Origin of the sequence: Rhizobium leguminosarum bv. viciae, from assembly GCF_012276115.1 — a bacterium.
Classification (GTDB): Bacteria; Pseudomonadota; Alphaproteobacteria; order Rhizobiales; family Rhizobiaceae; genus Rhizobium; species Rhizobium leguminosarum_T.
In genome coordinates this window covers 176,109-202,093 of sequence record NZ_WIEU01000007.1, presented here as the reverse complement: position 1 = coordinate 202,093, position 25,985 = coordinate 176,109, and the positions used below count along the sequence as shown (strand labels likewise).

Annotated in this window: 20 protein-coding genes; 11 read left to right on the top strand and 9 right to left on the bottom strand. The window is 61.0% G+C overall.

Going from position 1 to position 25,985, the window contains the following annotated elements; all coding sequences use genetic code 11:
- Window positions 1-266: 266 nt before the first annotated feature.
- The 4 genes from uvrA (at window position 267) to GFM02_RS15555 (ending at window position 5,545) form a co-directional block, all read left to right on the top strand.
- Window positions 267-3,188 (top strand): excinuclease ABC subunit UvrA, encoded by a 2,922-nt coding sequence (uvrA, locus tag GFM02_RS15570; protein ID WP_168271839.1) that lies wholly within the window; start codon window positions 267-269, stop codon window positions 3,186-3,188.
- A complete protein-coding gene (locus GFM02_RS15565) occupies window positions 3,185-3,646 on the top strand; it encodes a GNAT family N-acetyltransferase (protein WP_168271840.1) in 462 nt (153 codons plus the stop codon). Before uvrA ends, GFM02_RS15565 begins: the two co-directional genes overlap by 4 nt.
- A 24-nt stretch (window positions 3,647-3,670) precedes the next feature.
- Complete coding sequence (locus GFM02_RS15560) at window positions 3,671-4,477, top strand: DUF72 domain-containing protein (RefSeq protein ID WP_168271841.1); 807 nt, start codon at window positions 3,671-3,673, stop codon at window positions 4,475-4,477.
- A 102-nt stretch (window positions 4,478-4,579) separates the two neighbouring features.
- Window positions 4,580-5,545 carry a magnesium and cobalt transport protein CorA gene (locus tag GFM02_RS15555; protein WP_168271842.1) on the top strand — a complete coding sequence of 322 codons (966 nt, stop codon included), beginning with the start codon at window positions 4,580-4,582 and terminating at the stop codon, window positions 5,543-5,545.
- 27 nt (window positions 5,546-5,572) lie between these two features.
- Here GFM02_RS15555 and GFM02_RS15550 read toward each other — a convergent pair whose 3' ends face one another.
- The 4 genes from GFM02_RS15550 to GFM02_RS15535 form a co-directional block, all read right to left on the bottom strand.
- Window positions 5,573-6,592, bottom strand: a complete 1,020-nt coding sequence (locus tag GFM02_RS15550; RefSeq protein ID WP_168322083.1) for a DUF808 domain-containing protein — start codon at window positions 6,590-6,592, stop codon at window positions 5,573-5,575.
- Window positions 6,593-6,705: 113 nt separating this feature from the next.
- Window positions 6,706-8,439: a Na/Pi cotransporter family protein gene (locus GFM02_RS15545; RefSeq protein ID WP_029875192.1), complete on the bottom strand. Its 1,734-nt coding sequence runs from the start codon at window positions 8,437-8,439 to the stop codon at window positions 6,706-6,708.
- 117 nt (window positions 8,440-8,556) lie between these two features.
- A complete protein-coding gene (gene pstS, locus GFM02_RS15540) occupies window positions 8,557-9,645 on the bottom strand; it encodes a phosphate ABC transporter substrate-binding protein PstS (RefSeq protein ID WP_168271844.1) in 1,089 nt (362 codons plus the stop codon).
- Between the two features lie 346 nt (window positions 9,646-9,991).
- A complete protein-coding gene (locus GFM02_RS15535; RefSeq protein ID WP_168322082.1) occupies window positions 9,992-11,464 on the bottom strand; it encodes an NAD(P)H-hydrate dehydratase in 1,473 nt (490 codons plus the stop codon).
- Between the two features lie 344 nt (window positions 11,465-11,808).
- Here GFM02_RS15535 and GFM02_RS15530 point away from each other — a divergent pair, with 344 nt between their 5' ends.
- The 3 genes from GFM02_RS15530 (at window position 11,809) to hspQ (ending at window position 14,224) form a co-directional block, all read left to right on the top strand.
- Window positions 11,809-12,147: a P-II family nitrogen regulator gene (locus tag GFM02_RS15530; RefSeq protein ID WP_003539626.1), complete on the top strand. Its 339-nt coding sequence runs from the start codon at window positions 11,809-11,811 to the stop codon at window positions 12,145-12,147.
- A 78-nt stretch (window positions 12,148-12,225) separates the two neighbouring features.
- On the top strand, window positions 12,226-13,635 hold the full coding sequence (glnA, locus tag GFM02_RS15525; protein ID WP_011651961.1) for a type I glutamate--ammonia ligase: 1,410 nt from the start codon (window positions 12,226-12,228) through the stop codon (window positions 13,633-13,635).
- 259 nt (window positions 13,636-13,894) lie between these two features.
- Window positions 13,895-14,224: a heat shock protein HspQ gene (hspQ, locus tag GFM02_RS15520; protein WP_020049907.1), complete on the top strand. Its 330-nt coding sequence runs from the start codon at window positions 13,895-13,897 to the stop codon at window positions 14,222-14,224.
- A gap of 114 nt (window positions 14,225-14,338) precedes the next feature.
- Here hspQ and GFM02_RS15515 read toward each other — a convergent pair whose 3' ends face one another.
- Complete coding sequence (locus GFM02_RS15515) at window positions 14,339-15,001, bottom strand: invasion associated locus B family protein (RefSeq protein WP_020049906.1); 663 nt, start codon at window positions 14,999-15,001, stop codon at window positions 14,339-14,341.
- A gap of 285 nt (window positions 15,002-15,286) precedes the next feature.
- Here GFM02_RS15515 and GFM02_RS15510 point away from each other — a divergent pair, with 285 nt between their 5' ends.
- From GFM02_RS15510 to GFM02_RS15500, 3 genes are all read left to right on the top strand, one after another.
- On the top strand, window positions 15,287-17,092 hold the full coding sequence (locus GFM02_RS15510; RefSeq protein ID WP_131666057.1) for an extracellular solute-binding protein: 1,806 nt from the start codon (window positions 15,287-15,289) through the stop codon (window positions 17,090-17,092).
- Between the two features lie 64 nt (window positions 17,093-17,156).
- Window positions 17,157-17,828 (top strand): DsbA family oxidoreductase, encoded by a 672-nt coding sequence (locus tag GFM02_RS15505; protein ID WP_168271847.1) that lies wholly within the window; start codon window positions 17,157-17,159, stop codon window positions 17,826-17,828.
- A gap of 100 nt (window positions 17,829-17,928) precedes the next feature.
- Window positions 17,929-18,564 (top strand): imm11 family protein, encoded by a 636-nt coding sequence (locus GFM02_RS15500; protein WP_168271848.1) that lies wholly within the window; start codon window positions 17,929-17,931, stop codon window positions 18,562-18,564.
- 75 nt (window positions 18,565-18,639) lie between these two features.
- On the opposite strand, the gene GFM02_RS15495 is transcribed toward GFM02_RS15500, so the two are convergent.
- From GFM02_RS15495 to GFM02_RS15485, 3 genes are all read right to left on the bottom strand, one after another.
- The gene (locus tag GFM02_RS15495) at window positions 18,640-19,107 is read right to left on the bottom strand and encodes an OsmC family protein (RefSeq protein WP_168322081.1); all 468 of its coding nucleotides are present in this window, start codon (window positions 19,105-19,107) and stop codon (window positions 18,640-18,642) included.
- Between the two features lie 64 nt (window positions 19,108-19,171).
- Complete coding sequence (mfd, locus tag GFM02_RS15490) at window positions 19,172-22,672, bottom strand: transcription-repair coupling factor (protein WP_168322080.1); 3,501 nt, start codon at window positions 22,670-22,672, stop codon at window positions 19,172-19,174.
- Entirely contained in the window at window positions 22,669-22,974 is a 306-nt protein-coding gene (locus tag GFM02_RS15485; protein WP_020049899.1) for a succinate dehydrogenase assembly factor 2, read from the bottom strand. The genes mfd and GFM02_RS15485 overlap by 4 nt, the downstream gene beginning before the upstream one ends.
- Before the next feature lie 92 nt (window positions 22,975-23,066).
- On the opposite strand from GFM02_RS15485, the gene recG reads away from it, so the two are divergent.
- Entirely contained in the window at window positions 23,067-25,172 is a 2,106-nt protein-coding gene (gene recG, locus GFM02_RS15480; RefSeq protein WP_168322079.1) for an ATP-dependent DNA helicase RecG, read from the top strand.
- An 81-nt stretch (window positions 25,173-25,253) separates the two neighbouring features.
- Here recG and GFM02_RS15475 read toward each other — a convergent pair whose 3' ends face one another.
- Window positions 25,254-25,961: a DUF502 domain-containing protein gene (locus tag GFM02_RS15475; protein ID WP_168266048.1), complete on the bottom strand. Its 708-nt coding sequence runs from the start codon at window positions 25,959-25,961 to the stop codon at window positions 25,254-25,256.
- Window positions 25,962-25,985: the final 24 nt, after the last annotated feature.

Below are 25,985 nucleotides of genomic sequence, written 5' to 3'. Positions count from 1 at the left end.
CCGCCCTGCCCGGCGGCGTTTAATCGATCGGCGCACCTTAAACCATCACGGACCGCCGATGCGCATGGGCGGCATTTAATCCACATCTTTATCCATCAGAAAGCCGCATGCATTCATCAGGAATTTTGTTCTTTATTTGTTCTAGTTTATCCGTATGATCCTGTCAACAGAATCGAAAACCTTGAGCCCTTGCGGATATTCAGCCTCGACTCGCCCGTCGGCATCACTAAATAAGGGCTGTCATCCAGAAAACCAAAGCAGAGACGATGAGCGAACTGAAGACGATCTCCATCCGCGGCGCGCGCGAGCATAATCTCAAGAGCATCGATCTCGATCTGCCGCGTAACAAGCTGATCGTCATGACCGGGCTTTCGGGTTCCGGCAAATCCTCGCTCGCCTTCGACACGATCTATGCCGAGGGCCAGCGGCGCTATGTCGAGAGCCTGTCGGCCTATGCCCGGCAGTTTCTCGAGATGATGCAGAAGCCCGACGTCGACCAGATCGACGGGCTGTCGCCGGCGATCTCGATCGAGCAGAAGACCACCTCGCGCAATCCGCGATCGACGGTCGGCACCGTCACCGAGATCTACGACTACATGCGCCTGCTTTTTGCCCGCGTCGGCGTTCCCTATTCGCCGGCGACCGGCCTGCCGATCGAGAGCCAGACCGTCAGCCAGATGGTCGACCGCATCCTGGATTTCGGCGACGGCACCCGTCTTTATATCCTTGCGCCGCTCGTGCGCGGGCGCAAGGGCGAATACAAAAAAGAACTGGCCGAGCTGATGAAGAAGGGTTTTCAGCGCGTCAAGGTCGACGGTCAGTTCTATGAGATCGCTGAAGCGCCGGTGCTCGACAAGAAATATAAGCACGATATCGACGTCGTGGTCGACCGCATCGTCGTGCGCTCGGATGTCTCTGCGCGGCTGGCCGACAGTCTGGAGACTTGCCTGAAACTCGCCGACGGGCTGGCGGTCGCCGAATTCGCCGACAAGCCGCTGCCGCCGGAAGAGACGTCGGCCGGCGGCTCGGCCAACAAGTCGCTGAACGAGACGCATGAACGCGTGCTGTTTTCGGAGAAGTTCGCCTGCCCGGTTTCCGGCTTTACCATTCCCGAGATCGAGCCGCGGCTGTTCTCCTTCAACAACCCGTTCGGCGCCTGCCCGACCTGTGACGGCCTCGGCGCCCAGCAGAAGATCGATCCGGATCTGATCGTGCCCGAGCCCGAGCGGACGCTGCGCGACGGGGCGATCGCGCCCTGGGCCAAGTCGACCTCGCCCTATTACAACCAGACGCTGGAAGCGCTCGGCAAACATTACGGCTTCAAGCTCGGCACCCGCTGGAACGATCTTTCCGACGAGGCCAAGGACGTCATCCTCAACGGCACCAACGACAAGATCGAATTCCACTATGCCGACGGCGCCCGCTCCTACACGACGCAGAAGAATTTCGAGGGCATCATCACCAATCTCGAGCGCCGCTGGAAGGAGACCGATTCCGCCTGGGCACGCGAGGATATCGAACGCTTCATGTCGGCCGCCCCCTGCCCTTCCTGCAACGGCTTCCGCCTGAAGCCGGAGGCCTTAGCGGTGAAGATCAACACGCTGCAGATCGGCGAAGTGACCGGTATGTCGATCCGTGTCGCCCGCGATTGGTTCGAGACGCTGCCGGCAAGCTTCAATGCCAAGCAGAACGAGATCGCCGTGCGCATCCTCAAGGAAATTCGCGACCGGCTGCGCTTCCTCAACGATGTCGGCCTGGAATATCTCAGCCTGTCGCGCAATTCCGGCACGCTGTCGGGCGGCGAAAGCCAGCGCATCCGGCTCGCCTCGCAGATCGGTTCGGGGCTGACGGGCGTGCTTTACGTGCTCGACGAACCGTCGATCGGCCTGCATCAGCGCGACAATGCCCGGCTGCTCGACACGCTGAAGCACCTGCGCGACATCGGCAACACCGTCATTGTCGTCGAACATGACGAGGATGCGATCCTGTCGGCCGACGACGTGGTCGATATCGGCCCGGCCGCCGGCATTCACGGCGGCGAGGTCATCGCCCACGGCACGCCGCAGGATATCATGGATAATCCGAAGTCGCTGACTGGCAAATATCTCTCCGGCGAACTCGGCGTTCCCGTTCCCGACGAGCGCCGCAAGCCGAAGAAGGGCCGCGAGATCAAGGTGGTCGGCGCGCGCGGCAACAATCTGAAGAACGTCACGGCGTCGATCCCGCTCGGCGTGTTCACGGCGGTGACCGGCGTTTCCGGCGGCGGCAAATCCACCTTCCTGATCGAAACGCTCTATAAGTCGGCGGCAAGGCGCGTCATGGGCGCGCGTGAAAACCCGGCCGATCACGACCGCATCGACGGCTTCGAGCATATCGACAAGGTGATCGACATCGATCAATCGCCGATCGGCCGCACGCCGCGCTCGAACCCGGCGACCTATACCGGCGCCTTCACGCCGATCCGCGACTGGTTCGCCGGCCTGCCGGAGGCAAAGGCCCGCGGCTACCAGCCGGGCCGTTTCTCCTTCAACGTCAAGGGTGGGCGCTGCGAGGCCTGCCAGGGCGACGGCGTCATCAAGATCGAGATGCACTTCCTGCCCGATGTCTACGTCACCTGCGACGTCTGCCACGGCAAGCGCTATAACAGAGAGACACTCAACGTCACCTTCAAACAGAGGTCGATCGCCGACGTGCTCGATATGACCGTGGAGGAAGGTGTCGATTTCTTCGCGGCGGTGCCTGCGGTGCGCGACAAGCTGCAAGCGCTGAAGGATGTCGGTCTCGGTTATATCAAGGTCGGCCAGCAGGCGAATACGCTCTCGGGCGGCGAGGCGCAGCGCGTCAAGCTTGCCAAGGAACTGTCGAAACGCTCGACGGGGCGCACGCTCTACATTCTCGATGAACCGACGACCGGCCTACATTTCCACGACGTCGCCAAGCTGCTCGAAATGCTGCACGAACTGGTCAACCAGGGCAATTCGGTGGTGGTGATCGAGCATAATCTCGAAGTCATCAAGACGGCCGATTGGGTGCTCGATTTCGGCCCCGAAGGCGGCGACGGCGGCGGCGAGATCGTCGCGACCGGCACGCCGGAAGCGATCGTCAAGGAAAAGCGCTCCTATACCGGACACTTCCTGAAGGAATTGCTGGAACGGCGGCCGGCGAAGAAGGCGGTTGCGGCGGAATGACGATGAGACCAGCGTCGCCCGATAATCTGGAAACGATCGCGACGCTGACGTCAGCCGCCTATCGGCCCTATACCGAGCTCTTCGGCGCTCCGCCGATGCCGGTGACGGAGGATTACACGCCGCGGATCGAACGCGGTGAGGTCTGGCTGCGCGAGATCGGCGGGCAAACGGCCGGCCTGGTGGTCGTCGAGCAGCATTCCGATCACCTCATGCTGTTCAGCATCGCGGTCTCGCCGGCGGTTCAGGGTGCCGGACATGGACTGGCGATGCTGCGCTGGCTGGAAGGCAAGGCACGGGAATGGGCCGTGCCGGAGATCCGGCTCTACACCAATGCGCGGATGGAGCGGAATATCGCGCTCTACAGCGCCTTCGGGTTTCAGGAAACGGGTCGCCGGCCGAACCCTTATCGGCCAGGATGGACGCTCGTCGACATGACGAAAGAGATCAATGCGGCCTGAGCGGCTGCGAATGGGGAGGACGACATGACGAAATCCGGCACTATCCGCACCGGCATCGGCGGCTGGACCTTCGAGCCCTGGCGCGGGCATTTCTTTCCCGAGAGCCTGAAGCAGAAGGACGAGCTGAATTATGCCAGCCGCCAGCTGAAGGTCATCGAGGTCAACGGCACCTATTACAGCACGCAGAAGCCTGCGGTCTTTGCCAAATGGGCGGCTGACGTGCCCGACGGTTTCATCTTTTCGCTGAAGGCGACGCGTTTCGTCACCAATCGGCGGGTGCTTGCCGAAGCCGGTGAATCGATGGAGCGGTTCCTGTCATCGGGCATCAGCGAACTCGGCGATCATCTCGGGCCGCTGCTGTGGCAGTTCGCACCGACGAAGAGGTTCGATCCGGACGATTTCGAAGCCTTCCTGAAGCTGCTGCCGGAAAAGCAGGACGGACTGCCGCTCCGCCACGTGGTTGAGGTGCGGCACGATTCCTTCAAGGTGCCGGAGTTCGTGGCGCTGCTTTCGAAATACGGCGTGGCGCCGGTCTGTGCCGAACATTTCGAATATCCGATGATCGCCGACGTGACGGCCGATTTCGTCTATGCCAGGCTGCAGAAAGGATCAGACGACATTCCGACCTGCTATCCGGAAAAGGATCTGAAGGCCTGGGCAGCCCGGCTGGAGACCTGGGCCGAAGGCAAGGTTCCTGATGATCTGCCGCTGATCGATGAAGATCGCAAGGTGAAGACCGAGCCGCGCGACGTCTTCGCCTTCATGATCCATGAGGGAAAGGTCAATGCGCCGCACGGGGCGATCGCCCTGCAGCAGGCGTTGGCGAAATAGGCGGGGCTCGATAGTCACAAAAGGATCGTGACCTTGTGGGTATCACATCGTCAGACACGCATTGCATGAGGGCATCATGAGCGTGGTAACCCGGGAGCCCGCATGAGCGTTGCCGCATCCTATCTCTATCGCGACGGACGCCGGGTCGAGGCTGTCCCTTTCGAGGCTGCCTCCATTCCGGCGACGGATAACGAATTCATCTGGATCGGCCTGCACAAGCCCAGCCGGGACGAACTCCTGCTGCTGCAAAGCCGTTTTGGCCTTCACGAACTCTCGATCGCCGATGCGCTCAGTTCCCTGCAGATGCCGAAGCTCAGCGTTTATGACAACCAGCTGTTCGTCATCGCAAAGACGGCGCAGCTCGAGGGAGACCATATCACCTACGGGGAAACCGCAATTTTCGTCGGCAAGCGCTATATCATCACCGTGCGGAATGGTTCCGAGCGCGGGCACGGAGAGCTGCGCGGCCGGCTGGAGACTTCGCCGAAGACGCTGTGCCACGGCACCGATTATATTCTGCATGCCATTCTCGATTTCATTATTGACGGCTATCTTCCCATCGTGCGCACGATCGAGGATGCCGTTCTCGAGATGGAAAGAAAGATGCTGGATGCGTTTCTCGACCGCAGCCAGATCACCCGGATTTTCAAGTTGCGGCGGGAAGTCATTCTGTTTCAGCGGGTGCTGGACGCGATGCTCGACCTTTGCGGCAAGCTCTACCATCTCGACCTGCCGTCGCTCGACAGGGAAGCGAAGCCCTATTTCCGCGATGCGCTTCAGCACATGCACCGTGTCGAGACGATGGTTGCAAGCTTGCGCGACGTGATCACATCGGTTTTCGAAGCGAGCAATCTGCTTGAACAGCAAAGACAGGGCACGATCACCCGGCAGCTGGCGGCCTGGGCTGCTATTCTCGCCGTTCCAACGGCAATCGCCGGCATCTACGGCATGAATTTCGACAATATGCCCGAGCTGAAAACCAGCTACGGTTATTTTATCGTCCTGGCAGTCATCGCCGTCATGTGCATCGCGCTTTTCATCCGTTTCAAGCGCGCCCGCTGGATATGACGCCTTGCTCGCCGATACCGGCAGGCTTTATTTTTTCCCGTCCGCCAGCGCCTCTTTCCGGCGGCGCGGCAGGAGCGATTTGAGGTACCGCCAGATCGGCGAGACGATGTAGCCGGCGACCGGAATAGCGATCAAGCCGGCGACGATACCGATGATGCCCGCTCCTGCGGCCTCGACGATCCAGCTGAGCACGGATGCCAGAGCGGGAATGGCATGCGCGGTCGCCTCGCCGGCATCATGGATCAGATGTGCAAGGCCACCGATACCATAGGCTTCGAGGCCGTGAACGATGATGCCGCCGCCGACCCAGATCATGGCGGCCGTTCCAACAATGCCGAGCACTTTCAGAAAATAAGGCATGCCTGTGACAAGCCCCTTTCCGATCGTACGCCAGAAGGCGCCCACCGCAGATGCCGTCCGCACACGTGCCAGCATCAGACCGAGATCATCGGCCTTGACGATAAGCGCCACGCCGCCATAGACCAAGACCGTTATGCCCAGTCCAACGACGGCAAGGATGAGGGCCTGCGTGAACATGCTGCCTGACGGCACCGCGGCGAGCGTAATCGCCATGATTTCGGCCGACAGGATGAAATCCGTCTTGATCGCACCGGCGACCTTTTCGTCCTCTACCGATTTGGCATCGAGGCTTGTCGTCTCGAGTGCCGATTCATGGGCGTGAGCTGCATGCGGCAGCACCAGCCCGTAGACTTTTTCCACACCCTCGTAGCAGAGATAAAGTCCGCCGATCATCAGCAGCGGTGTGATCGCCTGCGGGGCGACAAGGCTCAGGATGAGTGCTGCGGGCAGCAGGATCAGAAGCTTGTTCTTCACCGAGCCGAGGGCGATCTTGCCGATGATCGGCAATTCGCGCGCTGCCGAGAATCCGGTGACGTAACGCGGCGTGACCGCCGCATCGTCAATGACGACGCCGGCCGCTTTCGCGCCTGCCTTGGCAGCCTGGCCGGCAATATCGTCGAGCGATGCCGCAGCCACCTTGGCCAAAGCCGCGATATCATCAAGAAGGGCGATCAGGCCAACACTCATTCGAGCCTCCGTCGGGAAGACAGACTTATGCAGCAAAAACGGAAGGCCCGTCAACGAGACGTGGCATCCTCCGCCGGGAAGATGCCACGCAAGGATCGCGACGACGATGGCCGTTATTCAGCCGGCATCGGGCTCAACCCGCCCTCGTCCAGCGGCGGACGCGCCTGTCGTTCCCGTTTCTGCGAAACCCGCGACAGAACGCTCTGCCGGTTCACGGATTTGCGCTCCTCGTCGATGCGGCGGATCAGGATCTCCGCGCGCTCGACCGAGCCGAGAAGCGCCAGGATCGTGCCGCGTTCGGCCGCGCCGGCATTCGGGCCAAGTGCCAGTGTCTGTTCCCGCAGTTCAGTGACATTGGGAAGGCTGACATGGCCGGCCGGCATGGAGGGACGAACCACGCCATAGTCGGGCATGATATCCTGCAGAGAGGCATCGAGCTTGCTCAGTGCCAGATTGACGATCGCCAAAGCGGGCTCGCTGAATTTTTCACGCTTCACGCGCCGGGCGACCTGATGCATCGATTCCGTCAAGGCAGCGGTGAAATCCGCCTCCTCGATCAGGCTGGCGACAAGATCGAGTTGCTCGTAAGGCAGATCCTCCTTCATCAGCGATGCGGTATAATCGCGAATGTCGCGGCTGAGGATATCGGTGGCAAGATAGTGTTCGCCCGGATCGGATGGCGCCGACTTGGCAGACCGGGCAATATCCAGGAACATCGCGCCGGCCTGCAAATGCCGCGCGGTCTCCTGCTGGACCGCCGGAACGGCCCGCGCGAAATCGCTTGTGAGCCTGCGGTCGAGGAATTTCGGCGTCGAATAATCTTCAACATCCTCGGCGTCGATGCGGCCGATGCGCGACAAGACACGTTCGAAGACGCTGACGAAAGGAAACAGCAGCGCTGTGTTGAAGACGTTGAAGAAGGTCGAATACAGACCGACAGCGACCGGGACCAGCGGAAATGTCTCCTTGCCCTCGACCACGACCGGAACGCCGGGATCGCCGCCGAACCACTGCATCGCCCATGCCAGAACGTCGATCGAGACGAAGAACAAAGGCACCGTGATGCAGACGCCGATAATGTTGAAGGACATATGGGCATAGGCAGCGCGTTTGGCATTCTTCGACAGATTGAGCGAAGCAATCCAGGAGGTGATCGTGGTTCCGAGATCCGCACCCAGCGAGAAGGCAACCGCCGTCGTCCAGTCAAGGACACCGGCCGCGCCGAGCCCCATGACGATACCGATCGTCGCCGACGAGGAGTGGATCATCGCGGTGACGCCGGCGGCGATCAGCACGCACTTGATCAGGTTATAATAGGAGTCGGCGGTCAGCGTCGACAGAACGTCCATGACCTCCGGTATGTTGCGCAGCGGCCGAAGGCCGCCGGTCATCAGATTGAGACCGTAGAAAATCAGCGCGAAGCCCATGCAGGCAAGCGCGACGTTGCGGATCCGCTCGCTCTTGGCAAAGCAGTAGACCAGCGAAAAAACGCCCGCAAAGATCAGGCCAAGAGGACCGAGCGGCAAGGCGATCAGGCCGTTTCCGAGCGTCGTTCCGATGTTGGCGCCCATGATGACGCTGATCGCCGGACGCAAGCCGACAACGCCGGCATTGACGAGGCCGACGACCATGACCGTCATTGCGGTGGATGACTGGATGACACCGGTAATGAGCGTTCCCGCGATGACGCCCTTGATCGGCGTGCCTGCGGCTCTCGCGAGAAATGCGCGCATCTTGTTGACGGAGAGTGCCTGGATGCCGTTCGACATGAACTCCAGACCGAGCATGAATATCCCCAGCCCGCCAATAACAGGCACAAGAATATCCTTGAAAATGTCGATGTTCATTACGCCTTACCCCCTTGGCGCCAAAATGGCGCGCTTCAACGACGCCCCCGCGTCTCACATGCCCGATTTGATACGGTCGGGGATGCCCCGACCGCGTATCATGCGCGCCCGAACGACTTACTGGCTCGCGGATGCATCCTGCTTCAGCCAGTATTTGACGATCTGACTGACGAGCTGCGGCGGCAAAGGCACATAGCCCAGCGCCTCGGCGTCCTTACTGCCTGCCTCGAACGCCAGACGGAAAAAATCATGCACGCGGCGATAGCGATTGGGCGCTTGTCCCGTGATTGGAACGACAGCAAATGTTGCGCCGCTGATCGGATAGGCCGCCTCTCCCGGTTGATCCGCGAGCGATACCGAAAAATCCTTCGCTTCATCCCATGAGGCAGTGCTGGCGGCAGCCCGCACGCCATCCGGTCCCGGTTTTACGAACTGGCCGGATTTGTTCTGAACAGCGGCATAGGGCAGGTTTGCACGCTCGACCTGGCCAAAATCGGCATAGGCGATCGCCCCCTTGGTTGCCTGCACCGCGCGAATGAGATCCCCCGTTCCCTCGACACTCGTCCCCACAGGCCAGGCGATCAGCGTATCCGCTCCATGTGCCGCCTTCCATTCCGGGCTTGTCGAGGACAGGAATTCGGTGAACATGAAGGTGGTGCCTGATCCGTCCTTGCGGGTAACCGGGCTGATTTTCTGATCGGGAAGGCTGATCTCCGGGTTGATCGCCTTGATGGCAGGGTCAGCCCACGACTGGATCTTGCCGAGATAGATATTCGCAAGCAGCGGGCCAGTCAGGTTGATACGGCCATTGTCGATACCGTCAAGATTGACGGCAATCGCCACGCTGCCGAGCACGATCGGAAACTGCTGGCGGCCATGCTTTAAAAGCTCGTCGTGGGAGACAGGCACATCGGTCGCAGCGAAATCCAGCTCCGGCTGATCAAGGCGCATCAGGCCTGCCAGCGAACCGACGAGCTCGTAATCTACCGTCCAATCGGGTGAGCTGAAGTCGCCGTCATCCATCCGCGCCTTCTCGTAGATCTCTGCCCACTTCGCGATGATGGGTGCCGCGAATGTGGAGCCGGCGCCGCGAATGGGCTCGGCCATGGCTGCAGGAGCGATGAAGAGTGAACCGACAACTGCCGCAAGTCCGCTAAAGGCGGCGGCGGTCGTCACTCTGTGGACTTGCCGAAAAAAACGTTCCATCGACGCTTCCCCTCGCAACCGTTGACTGCGCACTTCGATCAGAATTCAAACCAGATCAGCTCAGGACCCACTGTCCAAACCCGTGTTCCAGCCGACAGGAATTCCTGACACGACTAAGTATTTCCATTAATTAACATTTTAATGACAGTTTAGTTTTGCGGGTTGCTGATTCTCCGCGCAGGACATTCTTGGACTGATCGATGTCGCTCTAAAAATTCGAAATAAAACCGTCACTCAACTGACACATCGGCCGCATTTATAATGGTAAAACAACGCAGCCTGCGCCACGGCCAGACCGACGGTGCGGATTGCTTCTGCGTTCGAGGTGCAAGAGGATGCGGCGGCGCTAAAGCGGCAATACCTCGGCTGCAAGCTCCTCCGCCGTCAGCCCCTTGCCGGCGCGTTGGCCGGCCTCGCCGTGCAGCCAGACGCCAGCAGCGGCGGCTTCGAAGGCAGGCAGGCCCTGGGCGAGCAAGCCGCCGATGATGCCGGCAAGCACGTCGCCGGAACCGGCGGTGGCAAGCCAGACGGGAGCGTTGGTATTGATGAGCGCACGTCCATCAGGCGCGGCAATGACGGTATCGGCGCCTTTGTAAATGATCGCGGCATTGGCGCGGCGGGCAGCGGCCACAGCCTTATCCACCTTGCCGAGGCCATCGTCGCCGCCGATATCGGGAAAGAGCCGCGCGAATTCGCCCTCGTGCGGCGTCAGCACCAGACGCGGCTCACCCCGGAAAAGATCAAACAGCTGTTGCGGATCGTCCTTGAACGAGGAAATGCCGTCGGCATCGAGCACCAGATGACGATCGCCAAGGGCCGAGACGAAGCCGCGCGCCCTGGCGCCGATGCCGAAACCAGGGCCGAGGACGAAGGTCTGCAGCCGCTTGTCGGAGAGCCACTCGCCGAGCTCGGCCTCGTCGTCGATGGCATGCAGCATGACGGCGGTCAGATGCGCGGCATTGGCGGCCATCGCCGCGCGGGGGGCGGCGATCGTCACCAGGCCGGCGCCGGCCTTCAGGCCGGAGATCGCCGACATCCGCGCCGCACCGGTCTTGTCGGCCTCGCCTGAGAAGACGACCAGATGACCGCGCTTGTATTTGTGGGTTTCCAGATGCTTGGTCGGCAGCGCACTCTTCCAGGTATCCGGCCTGTTCTCGGCGATGATACCGCCTGCCTCGGCGCGGATGATGCGGGCGGGGATACCGATGTCGAAGACCTCCAATTCACCGCAAAACTCCCTGCCCGGCATCAGCAGATGGCCGGGCTTGCGGGTCATGAAGGTGATGGTGTTGCAGGCCCGGAAGGCGGCACCCAGCACCTTGCCGGTGCGGCCATCGAGGCCGGAGGGCAGATCGATGGCGAGCACGGGAATAGCGACCTCGGTGACGCGCTCGATCAGCGCGCACACATCGGCCGACACCGCGCGGCCAAGCCCCGCCCCGAACAGGCCATCGATGACGACGTCGCCGGGTTCCGGCCGATAGAGGCCGAGTTCCTGTCCCTTGAGCGCGCAGCCCATGCGGGCGCGGGCGGCATCGCCCTTCAGCCTCATGGGATCGCCGAGGTGGAAGAGCGCCACCCTCGCCCCGCTTTCCTGCAGATGGCGGGCTGCGACATAGGCGTCGCCGCCATTGTTGCCGGGTCCGCAGAGTATGACGAAACGCAAAGCTCCGGGATGAAGGCGCAGAGCAGCAGCTGCGACCGCGGCACCTGCCCTCTCCATCAGGCCAAAAGAGGCGATGCCGGATGCGGCAGCGGCCGCGTCGACGGCGGCCATTTCGGCAGGAGTGAGAAGAAGGTCGGACAGATGTTTGCTCATCATCCTATTCAAATCAAAAAACGCCTAAAAAACAACCGTCTGAAATACCAAAGAGAAGGACTCAATTTAGGCATTTGCCTACATTTTCATCTCAACGTGACGCGTATTCGCAGTTGCGAAAATACATGAGTTTTTCCGTTTCCGATGGGATTTTGATCGGGAGACAATGTTTTTCCATCTGACCGTCGGCAAAACCACACAGAATTCCCTACAAACTCGCCGGTTTTGGCAGAATCGACGTCTTTTTTCGACAGGATGGATTTCAAACTGGCACGATATCTGCATCATATCCCGCGAGCGGGAAAATTCCTGCCATAACAAGAGAAGCGGAGAGACATTTTCTCATGAAAAAGATCGAAGCGATCATTAAGCCTTTCAAGCTGGACGAAGTGAAGGAAGCCCTTCAGGAAGTTGGCCTGCAGGGTATCACGGTCACGGAAGCCAAGGGTTTCGGCCGTCAGAAAGGCCACACGGAACTCTACCGTGGAGCCGAATACGTCGTCGATTTCCTGCCGAAGGTCAAAGTCGAGGTCGTATTGGCCGACGAGAACGCGGAGGCCGTTATCGATGCGATCCGTAAGGCGGCGCAGACCGGCCGAATCGGCGACGGAAAGATCTTCGTCTCCAATGTCGAAGAGGTTATCCGCATCCGAACCGGCGAGACCGGTATCGATGCCATCTGACCACTTTGCCAATCGCGCAAAGTCCGTTACCGTCACCGCCGACCTACACCGTCATCGCAAATCGGAGGAAACTACTTAATGGCGACCGCAAGCGAAATTCTGAAGCAGATCAAGGAGAACGACGTAAAGTTCGTCGATCTGCGTTTCACCGACCCGAAGGGCAAGTTGCAGCATGTGACGATGGACGTTGTCTGCGTCGATGAAGACATGTTCGCTGATGGCGTGATGTTCGACGGCTCGTCGATCGGCGGCTGGAAGGCCATCAACGAGTCCGACATGGTGCTGATGCCCGATACCGAAACGGTGCATATGGACCCATTCTTCGCCCAGTCGACCATGGTTATCGTCTGCGACATCCTCGATCCGGTTTCCGGCGAGGCCTACAACCGCGATCCGCGCGGCACCGCCAAGAAGGCCGAAGCCTACCTCAAGGCATCCGGCATCGGCGATACGGTCTTCGTCGGCCCTGAAGCCGAATTCTTCGTCTTCGACGACGTCAAGTACAAGGCCGATCCCTACAATACCGGCTTCAAGCTCGATTCGACCGAACTGCCGTCGAACGACGATACCGATTACGAAACAGGCAACCTCGGCCATCGCCCGCGCGTCAAGGGCGGCTATTTCCCGGTTCCCCCCGTCGACAGCGCCCAGGACATGCGTTCGGAAATGCTGACGGTGCTCTCCGAAATGGGCGTCGTCGTTGAAAAGCATCACCATGAAGTCGCGGCCGCCCAGCACGAACTCGGCATCAAGTTCGATACACTGGTGCGCAACGCCGACAAAATGCAGATCTACAAATACGTCGTGCACCAGGTGGCCAACGCCTACGGCAAGACGGCGACCTTCATGCCGAAGCCGATCTTCGGCGACAATGGCTCGGGCATGCATGTGCACCAATCGATCTGGAAGGGCGGCAAGCCGACCTTTGCCGGCGACGAATATGCCGGCCTTTCCGAGAGCTGCCTGTTCTATATCGGCGGCATCATCAAGCATGCCAAGGCGATCAACGCCTTCACCAATCCGTCGACGAACTCCTACAAGCGCCTCGTCCCGGGTTACGAAGCCCCGGTGCTGCTGGCCTATTCGGCCCGCAACCGCTCGGCTTCCTGCCGCATTCCGTTCGGCTCCAACCCGAAGGCTAAGCGCGTCGAAGTCCGTTTCCCGGATCCGACCGCCAACCCCTATCTCGCCTTTGCCGCCATGCTGATGGCCGGCCTCGACGGCATCAAGAACAAGATCCATCCCGGCAAGGCCATGGACAAGGATCTCTACGACCTGCCGCCGAAGGAATTGAAGAAGATCCCGACCGTCTGCGGCTCGTTGCGCGAAGCACTCGAAAGCCTCGACAAGGACCGCAAGTTCCTGACGGCCGGCGGCGTCTTCGACGACGATCAGATCGATGCCTTCATCGAGCTGAAGATGGCTGAGGTGATGCGTTTCGAAATGACGCCGCATCCGGTCGAATACGATATGTACTATTCGGCCTGATCGGCCGCGAACACAGAAAGTCCCGGCCCGCCGGGGCTTTCGCCTCCCAGGTCATGGACGCCACTACGGCGCCGCGCGTCTATCAGACGCGCAAAGGACGCTGTAGAACTTGGAGTGCTGCATAATTTTGTCCTTAAATCGGTTCCGATTTAAGGAGTTATGCAGAAGGAGGATATGACGTTCATGTGACGAACTCGCGCAAAAATCTTGATTTGCGCGGCACCAATCACCAAATTTGGTGATGAAAGGAAGTCGTACCATGAAAGAAAGAGTAGCAAAGTTCAGTATCGGCGAAGTGGTTCGGCACAAGGTTTTTCCGTTTCGCGGCGTCATCTTCGACGTTGATCCGGAGTTCGCGAATACGGAGGAATGGTGGAATTCCATTCCCGCCGAGGTGCGTCCGAGCAGGGACCAGCCCTTCTATCACCTGCTCGCCGAGAATGACGAAAGCGAATATGTCGCTTACGTCTCCGAGCAAAACCTGACGAACGACGAAAGCGGCACGCCGCTTCGCAACCCGCAGATCTACCAGATTTTCGATCAGGCCCCGTCAGGGCAGTTCAAACCCAAGATGAGCTTCGCCCACTAACCCACTCGTGCCGATCGTTGAATCAAGGCCTCGCTTCTCCCGGCGAGGCCTTTTCTTTGCGAAACAAAAAACCCGGCGCGAAGCCGGGTTTCTGTTTCAAAGAAAGTGGCAGGATTACTGCGCCTTGGCTGCCTTCTGGGCGTCTTCCAACTTCTTGCGGGCTTCTTCGGCCTTCTTCTGCATGCCTTCCTGGAGGCTGCGCTGGCTTTCGGCGAGCTTGGATTCGGAAACCGGTTCGCCGTCGTAAGCGCCGGTGAAGCCTTCAAGCGAGATCTTGATCGGGTTCGGGGCGCGGCGGAAGTTGATCGAAGTGAAGATCACGTCGCTGCCCTTCTTGAGGCTGGCGATCATCGCGTCGGTCAGCGGAATTTCGGCGGTGCACTTGTCCGGCAGGCAGACGGCGTAGTCGAGCTTCTGGCCCTTGCCGCCGTCGATCTGCATGATGACGCCGGGAGGAACCAGGCGTGCCGTGGGAACCGAGACCTGCAGGAGCTTGCGGTTGATCTTGCCGGAAACCGAGATCAGGCCGACGGCCGTGACGAGCTGGCCGCCATTGGCGAGGATCAGGTTCTGGACAACACAGATGTCGTTGTCTTCCTGCTTGCTGCAGGTCTTGTACCAGCCGAGCTTCGGCGCTCCTGCGGCCTGTGCCGGGGCATCGGCCGGAGCCTGTGCCGCCGCATCCTGTGCGAAGGAGGAGACCGGAGCCGAAGCGCCGAACACCACTGCCAGAACGGACAGTGCTGCCCGCATTTTCTTTTCAGACTTGAACATCATAACGAATTCCGTCTCCTGATATCCGTTCGGGGCAGCGGTTTGCCGCCCCAACCATCGGGTCGTTCGGCACTCCACCTCTTAAAAAAATAAGGCAAATGCATGACCCCTAAACTTCGGGTTCACCTGTTACATCGCAGCGTTCAAGATATCCAGCTTTTCTTTGGCAATTTGAGGTGCATTTCGTCGCGAAGCCAAAGAAATCGCCGATCCGTGTTGGAATCGGTCGACCCCATGATAATCTTGGCGTGAATCATGCCCCGTTTTTCACGGCTCAAGGATTGCCGAATGCTCCGGATCGTCGTCCCCCTCGTCCTCTCGCTGCTGCTGTGCGGCACTGTCGCTGCCGAGCCGCTGCACGGCATCGCGATGCACGGCGAGCCGGCCTTGCCGGCCGACTACAAACACTTCCCTTACGTCAATCCCGACGTGAAAAAGGGCGGCAAGATCACCTATGGCGTGGTCGGCACCTTCGACAACCTCAACCCGTTCATCCTCAAGAGCATGCGCACGACGGCGCGCGGCATGTGGGATCCTGATTATGGCAATCTCGTCTACGAATCGCTGATGCAGCGCTCCAGGGACGAGCCCTTCACGCTCTACGGCCTGCTGGCCGAGACGGTGGAATGGGACGACGACCGGAGCTTCATCCAGTTCAACCTCAATCCGAAGGCGAAATGGGCCGATGGCCAGCCGGTGACGCCCGAGGATGTGATGTTCACATTCGAGCTGATGCGCGACAAGGGCCGCGTGCCCTTTGCCAACCGCCTCAACGTCGTCGCCAAGATGGAGAAGGTCGGCGAACACAGCGTGCGCTTCACCTTCAACGACAAGGCCGACCGCGAGACGCCGCTGATCTTCGGCCTGTTCCCGGTGCTGCCGAGACATGCGATCGATCCGGCAACCTTCGACCGTTCTTCGCTGACGGCGCCGGTCGGCTCCGGTCCCTACAAGGTGAAGACGGTGAAGCCCGGCGAGAGCATCACCTATGAGCGCGATCCGAATTACTGGGGCAAGGACATTCCCGCCAAGGTCGGCACCGACAATTACGACCAGATCACCGTCCAGTATTTCCTGCAGGACACAACGCTGTTCGAGGCCTTCAAGAAGGGCGATGTCGACATCTATCCCGACGGCAATCCCGGTCATTGGGCCAATGCCTATAATTTCCCCGCCGTCACCTCGGGGGTTGTGGTCAAGGACGTGTTCACACCGAAACTGCCGAGCGGCATGCTCGGATTCGTGTTCAACACGCGCCGGCCGATCTTCGCCGATCCCAAGGTGCGCGAAGGTCTGTCGCTGGTGTTCGACTTCGAATGGGCGAACAAGAACCTTTATTCCGGCGCCTATAAACGCACGCAGAGCTTCTGGCAGAATTCCGAGCTGTCGAGTTTCGGCGTTCCCGCCAACGCGGCCGAGCTTGCCCTGCTCGGGCCGATCAAGGACAAGATTGCGCCGGAGATTCTCGACGGCACCTACAAGCTGCCGGTCACCGACGGTTCCGGCCGCGACCGCAATGTGCTGAAACAGGCCGTCGAGCAGTTGAAACAGGGCGGCTATACGATCCAGGGCGGGAAGATGAACGACGCCTCCGGCCGCCAGCTCGCCTTCGAGATCATGACGCAGAATGCCGACCAGGAGAAGCTCGCCCTCGCCTATCAGCGTTCGCTGCAGACGATCGGCATCGCCGCTTCGATCCGCACCGTCGACGATTCGCAGTATCAGAGCCGGACGAACAGCTTCGACTACGACATGATCATGAAGTCCTACACGTCCTCGCTGTCGCCCGGAAACGAACAGCTCGGCCGCTGGTCTTCGGCCGCCAAGACCCGCGAGGGCAGCGACAGCTTCGCGGGCGCTGCCGACCCCGATCTCGATGCGTTGATCGATCACCTGCTCCGGGCGCGCACGGCCGAGGATTTCACCGCGGCGGTGCGCTCCTACGACCGGCTGCTGCTGTCCAGCCATTACGTGCTGCCGCTCTATCATATGGGTCAGCAATGGGTGGCGCGCAGCAAACGCATCGGCCATCCCGACACGGTGCCGCTCTATGGCTATCAGCTGCCGCTATGGTGGGATACGAGCGCCCAATAAGAAGCAGCCGAACCGCCCCGGCTTAAATGTCTCCCTGGAGACGCACAGAATAAGGAAAATCATCATGGAGCGCATCACCATCGACGTCGTCTCGGATGTCGTCTGCCCCTGGTGCTATCTCGGCAAGGCGCGGCTGGAACTCGCCATCGCCGAGGTGCAGGACCAAATCGGCGTCGACATCAACTGGCGGCCGTACCGGCTCAATCCCGACTACCCCAAGGAAGGCGTCGACCAGAAGAAGGCGCTGGCGGAGAAGCTCGGCGGCGAGGAGCGCGTGGCGCAGGCGCACAAGATGCTCACCGATTATGGCCGCGAGGTCGGCATCGCCTTTAATTTCGAGGCGATCAAGATCGGCCCGAACACGCTCGATGCGCATCGGCTGATCCACTGGGCGATGATCGAAGGACGCGAGAAGCAGGACAAGGTCGTTGCCGCGCTGTTCAGGGCGAATTTCGAGGATGGCCGCAATGTCGGCGACCATGCTGTGCTGCTCGATATCGCCGAGAAGGCCGGCCTCGACCGTTCAGTCATCGCCTCGCTGCTTGCCTCCGATGCCGACCGTGATCTGATCGTCGCCGAGATCAAGGCGGCGCAAGAGATGGGCGTCAACGGCGTGCCATTCTTCATCTTCGATCAGCAATATGCCGTCAGCGGCGCACAGACGCCTGACGTGCTGGCAAACGCGTTGCGCGACATCGCCAAGGCGAAAGCCGAGGCGCGATCGAGCCTCAACTAACGTCACCGGCCATGCCAATCGAGATCGAACAGCCGCGGGAAAGTTGTCCGCGAGAGCCAGCGATACCGTTTATATTTTCAAACACGACTTGGAACGAAGCATGAGTGGCGCCAGAGCGAAACCTCAAGGAATTTATATACTTGATTCAAATGGAAATTATGGCTGGGAATTCGCAAACCGGGGCATGCTCCAGCCAGATAGCGGCTACCTCGGCTTGAATTACAGCCGAACTCCATGGCCGGATAGCATGCTCGATTTGCCGCGCGGCCCGTGGCAAATACCCGAGTATGCTGAAACGCCAAAACTGATCTTTGATCCAAAGCGGAAGGTGCAAGATATTTATGCTTTGGAGTATTTCCTTTTCATCTCCGACAAAATGAAGAGCTTACTCGATGAGTTCGCTCCAAAGTCATGCGAATACCTCCTTTGCGAGACCGAGTTTTCGAACGGAAAAACCGGTCCGAGAATCTGGCAGTGCAGCGTTCTCGATTCATACCGCAAGGCGGTGGATGTCGAGAGCTCCCCTTTAATTCGTGTCACAAGAGCGGGCGGCTATATGATATCGGGCGGGGCCGACTGGTGTTTTCTGCCAGCTGTCCTCAACGGCGCGCACGTGTTTCGCTTGGTTGAATATGCTGGCCCATTTTTTTGCGATCAAACATTCAAGAACATATGCAAAGACAGAGGTATTAGAGGTACTGCTTTCCAACAAGTTGGCTTTTACCAAAATAGCTGAGACGCTTCGGTGAAGAGCACAATCTGAGTCGCTGTAAAACGAAGTTGGACGATTTCCTACCTGAAACGGCCCCGCTCAGCCCAGAACCGGAACGCAGCGCACCTCAGTCTTCACCGAATTGGCGATGAAACATTCGTCGTGGGCGCGATGGTGCAGGCTTTCCAACTCGCTTAGCGAGGGCTGCTTTTCGCCGCTGAAGACGACATGCGGACGGAGGGTCACGACGGTCATGGCAAGGCGGCCTTCGGCATTCTTCTCCATGATGCCCTCGGCGGCATCGGTGTAGCTGTCGACGCAAAAGCGCTGTTTGGCGGCGATCGACAGGAACCAGAGCATGTGGCAGCTGGAGAGCGAGGCGACGAAAGCCTCTTCCGGATCGACGGCATCCTCGGCGGAATAGGGCAGCGGAACGACGTGCGCGGAAGAGGAGGCCCTCACCTCGATGCCGCCGTCGAAGGTCCAGCGGTGGACGCGGCTGTAGCGGTTGTCGGTGAAGGTCTCGCCGTTGCGCTGCCAGGCAATCGTTGCGCCGTATGTTGCCATCCTTGTCTCCTTTTTCCACACAATTCCGGACGCAAAACCGCGGCACAGTTTTGCTGGAATTGCTCTATTTCGCGAATTCGGCCAGCTGCGTCATGATGACGGCGGCGCCCTGCAGGCGTTTTTCCGGCGTCGGCAGGTCTCGGGTCAGGAACAGGCTGTGATCGGGGCGGATCTTCGCCATCGTGCCCTGCTTGCCGATATAACCGACGAGGTTGGCCGGATTGGGGAATTCCTTGTTGCGGAACTGCACGACGACGCCCTTCGGGCCGGCATCGAGCTTTTCGACATTGGCGGTGCGGCAGAGCGACTTGATGTAGACGATCTTCAGCAGGTGCTGGACTTCGATCGGCATCGGGCCGAAGCGGTCGATCATCTCGGCGCCGAAGCCGTCAATCTCCTTGAGCTCGGTGATTTCGCCGAGACGGCGGTAGAGCGCCATACGCAGGTGCAAATCGGGCACGTAGCCTTCCGGGATCATCACCGTCGTGCCGACCGAGATCTGCGGCGACCAGCCGGTGTCGTGGATCTCGTCGACACCCTTGACCTCGGCGACCGCCTCTTCCAGCATCTGCTGATAAAGCTCGAAGCCGACTTCCTTGATATGGCCGGACTGCTCCTCGCCGAGCAGGTTGCCGGCGCCGCGAATATCGAGGTCGTGGCTCGCCAGCTGGAAACCGGCACCGAGCGTATCCAGCGACTGTAGCACCTTGAGGCGACGTTCGGCGGTGGCCGTCAGCACCTTGTTGACCGGCAGGGTGAAGAGCGCGAAAGCACGCACCTTCGAGCGGCCGACGCGACCACGCAACTGATAGAGCTGGGCAAGGCCGAACATGTCGGCGCGATGGACGATCAGCGTGTTGGCTGTGGGCACGTCGAGGCCGGATTCGACGATGGTGGTCGACAACAGCACATCGTAGCGGCCTTCATAAAAGGCGTTCATGATGTCTTCGAGTTCGCCGGCCGGCATCTGGCCATGGGCGACGGCGACCTTCAGCTCCGGCACATCCGACTGCAGGAAGGCATGCACATCCTCGAGATCGGCAAGCCTGGGGCAGACATAGAAGCTCTGGCCGCCGCGATAATGCTCGCGCATCAGCGTCTCGCGGATGACCAGGCTATCGAAGGGCGAGATGAAGGTGCGCACCGCCATGCGGTCGACCGGCGGCGTGGTGATCAGCGACAGTTCGCGCACGCCAGTCATGGCAAGCTGCAGCGTGCGCGGGATCGGCGTTGCCGACAGCGTCAGCACATGCACGTCGCTCTTCAGCTCCTTCAGCCGCTCCTTGTGCTTGACGCCGAAATGCTGCTCCTCGTCGATGACGAGCAGACCAAGATTGGCGAATTTGATGCCGGCGCCGAGCAGCGCATGGGTGCCGACGACGATATCGGTCTTGCCTTCCGCCACTTCCTTCTTGGTCAGCGCCAGCTCCTTGGCGCCGACGAGCCGCGAGGCCTGCTGGATGCGCACCGGCAGACCGCGGAAACGGTCGGAGAAGGTCTTGAAATGCTGGCGGGAAAGCAGTGTCGTCGGTACGACGATGGCGACCTGGGCGCCGTTCATCGCTGCGACGAAGGCGGCGCGCAGCGCCACTTCGGTCTTGCCGAAACCGACGTCGCCGCAGACGAGGCGATCCATCGGCCGGCCGGCGGCGAGATCGGAGCGCACGGCCTCGATGGCGTTTTCCTGGTCCTCGGTCTCGTCATAGGGGAAGCGGGCGGCGAATTCGTCGTAAAGGCCTTCCGGCGTCGTCAGCATCGGCGCATGGCGCGTCAGGCGCTCGGCGGCGATGCGGATCAGCGCATCGGCCATATCGAGCAGGCGCTTCTTGAGCTTGGCCTTGCGCATCTGCCAGGCGCCGCCGCCGAGCTTGTCGAGCTGGGCTTCGGTGCCCTCGCCGCCGTAACGCGAGAGAAGATCGATGTTTTCGACCGGCAGGAACAGCTTGGCCTCGTCGGCATATTGCAGCTCGAGGCAGGCATGCGGCGCGCCTGCGGCCTCGATGGTCCTCAGCCCGATAAAGCGGCCGATACCGTGTTCGGCGTGGACGACGATCGAGCCCTCGTCGAGGCCCGCGACTTCCGAGATGAAATCGGCGGCGCGCTTGCGGCGCTTGGAGCGGCGCACCATGCGGTCGCCGAGGATATCCTGCTCGCCGATGACGACGAGGTCGCCGGCCTCGAAGCCTGCTTCGAGACTGAGCACGGCAGCGGCCGCCTCGCCTCTCGCCAGCGAGCCGACATCCTTCAGCGCCTCGATCGGCTTAACCTTTTCCAGGCCATGTTCGTTCAGCACCTGCAGCAGGCGTTCCAGCGAGCCTTCGGTCCAGGCGGTGACCAGCACTTTCGCGCCGGCGGCACGACGGTCGGCAATATGCTTGACCACGACGTCGAAGATGTTGATGCGTTCGGCATCGCCGCCGCCTTCGGCATTGGAGCGGGCCCAGCGCTGGCCCTGGCGGGCGTCTATGTTGACAACCCTCCGCGCCTCGCCCTCATGCTCGTTGAAGGGGCTGATGCGGATCGCGCCGAGCGCGTCGAGGGTTTTGACGAAAAGCTTGCTGTCGAGATAGAGCTGGCCCGGCGTCACCGGCTTGTAAGGCGTGCCCTGCGTCATCCCCTTGGCCGGCTGGCCGGAGTTCAGGCGGGCGTCGTAATAGTCAAAAACAAGCTTGGAGCGCTCTTCGGCTGCTTCACGCACCGTATGATCGATGACGATCCGGAAGCCGCTCAAATAATCGAAGACGGTATCGAGCTTCTCGTAGAAAAGCGGCAGCCAGTGCTCCATGCCGGGATAACGGCGGCCTTCGGAGACGGCAAGATAGAGCGCGTCGTCGCGTGTGGTCGCGCCGAAAGCGGAGAGGTAATTCTTGCGGAAGCGACTGATCGTATCGGGCGTCAGCGTCACCTCGCTCATCGGATTGAGATCGAGGGAGCGCACCTGCCCGATCGTGCGCTGGCTGGCCGGATCGAAGCTTCGGATGCTCTCCAGCGTGTCGCCAAAGAAATCGAGGCGAACCGGTTCTTCGGAACCCGGCACGAAGACATCGAGAATGCCGCCGCGCACGGCATATTCGCCGACCTCGCGAACGGTCGCGACCCGCTCGAAGCCGTTGCGCTCCAGGCGGCCGGCGAGATCGTCCATGCGCAGCTGGTTGCCGGGACGGGCCGAAAAGCTCAGGCTTTCGATGACATCCTGCGGCGCCACCTTCTGCAGCATGGCATTGGCGGTGACGAGCACGATTGCCGCATGCGGCTTCTTGCGATGGGCGATGAGGCCGCCGAGTGCAGCCAGCCGGCGGGCAGAGGTGTCGGCACTCGGCGAGACGCGGTCATAAGGCAGACAGTCCCAGGCCGGCAAGGTGAGAACCGGAATGTCGGGGGCGACGAAGCCCAGCATCTGCTCCAGATCGGCCATGCGGTGGCCGTCGGACATGACATAGGCGACCGGCCCTCCCGTTCGGGCGAGCTCGGCGAGCAGCAGCGTTTCAAGACCTGCCGGCACATTGCCGATCGTCAGCGGCTCGGCAATGGCCGCAAGCTTCTTCGCATCGAAACCAGGGATCATTCCGGCGTCCTGAGGGGCTTGTCAAAATCGGGCTTGTAGGCGGCGATGCGGGCAAACATCGGTGTCTGGAAACGCTCAGGCACCGGCCATGTTCCCATGATCCAGCGGACGAGATCATTGTCCTCTTCCGCCATGATCGTCTCGAACTCGTCGAGCTCGGCTTCCGACAGCGCCGCCACCTCAGCTTCGGCGAACTGGCCGAAGACCAGATCCATCTCGCGGATGCCGCGATGCCAGCAACGGAAAAGGATCCGGCGGCGGCGCGGGTCGAGACCGGCACTCGTGAGCGTGACACCTGTCATGGCATTACCTTCCTGTTGATGCGCCTCTATAGACCCTCGAAAGCGGCTTGTCAGCCTTGCCAAGGCCGCATTATTCATCGCATTTTGGCCGCATGCGCCCCGCCATTCTCGATCCTCTGTTTTCCCCCATTTCGGGCCTTCCGGGCGTCGGACCGAAGATCGCCGAGCTGCTCGTCAAGCTGCTCGGGCGCGAGACGCTGGAGGATTGCCGGGTGATCGATCTGCTCTTTCACGCGCCCTTCTCGCTGATCGACCGGCGCAACCAGCCGGGCATCGCCCGCGCGCCGCAGGGCGCGATCGTAACAATCACGGCGCGCGTCGACCGGCACCAGGTGCCGCCGCGCGGCAAAAGCAATACTCCCTATCGCGTCTTCCTGCATGACGAGACCGGCGAGCTGACGCTGGTCTTCTTTCGCGGACAGGCGGCATGGCTGGAAAAGCAGCTGCCTGTTGACGCGGAGGTGACGGTCAGCGGCAAGATCGACTGGTTCAACGGCCGCGCCTCGATGGTGCATCCGGACTATATCGTCAGGGCCGACGAGGCGGAGAGCCTGCCGCTGGTCGAGCCGATCTATCCGCTGACGGCGGGGCTTTCGCCGAAGACGCTACGCAAGATCATCGACGCCGGCCTGCCGCGTTTTCCCGAGCTGCCGGAATGGATCGACCTGGCGCTGGCCGAGAAACAAGGCCTGCCGTCGATCCGCGACAGTTTCCACATGCTGCACGAGCCTCGCGACCCCACCGATATCGACCCGCAGGCCCCTGCCCGGCGGCGGCTTGCCTATGACGAATTCCTCGCCGGCCAGCTGTCGCTGAGCCTGGTGCGGCAGAGGCTGCGCAAGGTGGCGGGCCAACCGGTGCATGCCACCGGCGCCATCAGCAGCAAGATCCTGAAGAGCTTGCCCTTCTCGCTTACCGGCAGCCAGAACGAGGCGATCGCCGAGGTTTTGAAGGATATGGCCGGCAACGAGCGCATGCTGCGGCTGCTGCAGGGCGATGTCGGTTCTGGCAAGACGCTGGTGGCGCTGATGGCGATGGCGGCGGTGATCGAGAGCGGCGGCCAGGCCGTGCTGATGGCGCCGACCGAAATCCTGGCGCGGCAACACCACGCGACGATCTCGAAATTCGCCGCCTCCGCCGGGCTCAGCATCGAGGTGCTGACCGGGCGCACCAAGGGACGCGAACGAGAGGAAATCCTGGAGCGAATCGCCTCGGGTGCTGCCCAGATCATCATCGGCACGCATGCGCTGTTCCAGGACAGCGTCGCCTACGCCAATCTGATGCTTGCCGTCGTCGACGAGCAGCATCGTTTCGGCGTGCATCAGCGCCTGCGGCTGACCGCCAAGGGCCTCTCGCCGCATATGCTTGTCATGACGGCGACGCCGATCCCGCGCACCCTGGTGCTTGCCGCCTTCGGCGATATGGACGTCTCCAAGCTCACCGAGAAACCGGCCGGCCGCAAGCCGATCCAGACGATCACCGTGCCGATGGAACGGACCGGCGAAATCGTCGGCCGACTGCAAGGCGCGATCGCCGAGGGCAAAAAGGCCTACTGGATCTGCCCGCTGGTCGAAGAGTCCGAAGAGCTCGACCTGATGTCGGCCGAGGAGCGGCATGCGACGCTGGTCGCCGCACTTGGCCCCGGCATCGGCCTGATCCACGGCCGCATGAGCGGGCCGGAGAAGGACGCGGCGATGATGGCGTTCAAGAACGGCGAGACCCGGCTGCTCGTCGCCACGACCGTCGTCGAGGTCGGTGTCGACGTGCCGGATGCGACGATCATGGTGATCGAGCATGCCGAACGCTTCGGCCTGGCGCAATTGCATCAGCTGCGCGGCCGCGTCGGGCGCGGCGACGAGGCCTCGACCTGCATCCTGCTCTACAAGGGGCCGCTCGGCGAGACCGGCCATGCCAGGCTTTCGATCATGCGCGAGACGGAGGATGGCTTCCGCATTGCCGAGGAGGACCTGAAGCTGCGCGGTGAAGGCGAATTGCTCGGCACGAGGCAATCCGGCACGCCGGGTTTCCGCATCGCCAGCCTCGAGGCGCATGCGGACCTGCTGGAGATCGCCCGTAAGGATGCGGCTTACCTGATCGAGCGGGATCCGGAATTGACCACCGAGAGGGGAACGGCGATCCGCACCCTGCTTTATCTTTTCCGCCGCGACGAGGCGATCCGGTTCTTGAGAGCGGGTTAAAGCGCGCCGAGGCGCGCTTTAAGTCTTTGTTCCATGCATGTCGTTACCCCAAAACCGCCGAACACTTTTGGGCGACATGCATCAGTCAGCCTTGGAAACCGCCACCGGCTTCGGCCGCGGCAAATGCTTCTGCTTGGGATCGGCCGGCTTATGTTCGGGCGCCACAAGCCCGCCTGAAATCAGGAACTTGGCGGCGTCTTCCGGCGACATATCGAGCATGACGATTTTTTCGCGCGGCACGAAGATGAGGAAGCCGGCCGTCGGCACCGGCGTCGGCGGCAGGAAGACGGCGACCATGTCCTGGCCCATGGCATTGAACTTCGAAGCGATTTCGCCCTTGGCGTCGGTGGCGATGAAGATCAGTGCCCAGAGGCCGGGACCCGGATATTCGATGAGGCCGACCTTTTTGAAGGAGTTCGCCTGTTCCTTCAGCACGGTTTCGAAAATCTGCTTCACGCTTCTGTAGATCGTGCGCACCAGCGGCATGCGCTGAACGATCGATTCGCCGAACCGGACGATGCTCTGGCCGATGAGGTTCTTGCCGAGGAAGCCGACGACGGTGATCAGCACGACGGCGATCAGCAGGCCGAAGCCGGGAATGGCGAAATTGAGATAGCTTTCCGGATTCCAGCGCGCCGGAATATAGGGCCGGACCCAGCTGTCCGACCAATGGATGAAGGTCCAGGTCAGCCAGATGGTAATCGCGATCGGCGCGCAGATGATCAGTCCTGCGAGAAAATTATTCCTCAGCCGCGTCGCGACCGGCATTCTGGGGGTGTTGTCGGCCATCGTTTCCTGATGAACTCCATCTCA